This window comes from Citrobacter sp. TBCS-14 (genome assembly GCF_005280805.1).
Classification (GTDB): domain Bacteria; phylum Pseudomonadota; class Gammaproteobacteria; order Enterobacterales; family Enterobacteriaceae; genus Citrobacter; species Citrobacter gillenii.
The window spans coordinates 1-562 of sequence record NZ_SZWM01000046.1 but is presented as its reverse complement, the minus strand read 5'-3'; the positions used below and the strand labels follow the sequence as shown (position 1 = coordinate 562).

Sequence of the window (562 nt, the reverse complement as noted above, 5' to 3'; positions counted from 1 at the left end):
GCTGGGAATGAAAAACCAGGCGTTGCCTTGCTGAAGAAGCGTCGAAAACTCACCCATGAGAATGATTCTTAGTTGTTTTGTTTCACCGGATTCTACTCCCCCCCAGTATCAAATACTACCCCCCAGTAGAATGTCGATGGTATTGTCGCTACAGCCAGACGTTAAAAAGGTAAAGTTATGTCACATACGATCCGCGACAAACAGAAGCTGAAAGCCCGAACCAGTAAGATTCAGGGGCAGGTAGCGGCGTTGAAAACCATGCTGGATGAACCGCATGAATGCGCGGCGGTATTGCAGCAAATAGCGGCGATCCGCGGGGCGGTAAATGGATTAATGCGCGAAGTGATTNCGCGGGGCGGTAAATGGATTAATGCGCGAAGTGATTAAAGGTCATCTGACCGAGCACATTGTGCATCAGGGCGATGAAATAAAGCGTGAAGAGGATTTGGACGTTGTCCTGAAAGTGCTGGATTCGTACATCAAATAAGTCAGTTTAACGGCTCATCCACACACTGATGAATGAGCCGTTGATAACGTCATTTAGCCAAAAAACATCACAGAT

At 47.4% G+C, this 562-nt stretch carries 1 pseudogene; it reads left to right on the top strand.

The features are described from left to right. Positions 1 to 177 precede the first annotated feature (177 nt). Positions 178 to 487, top strand: a pseudogene (locus FDX22_RS32510) (metal-sensing transcriptional repressor). Positions 488 to 562: the final 75 nt, after the last annotated feature.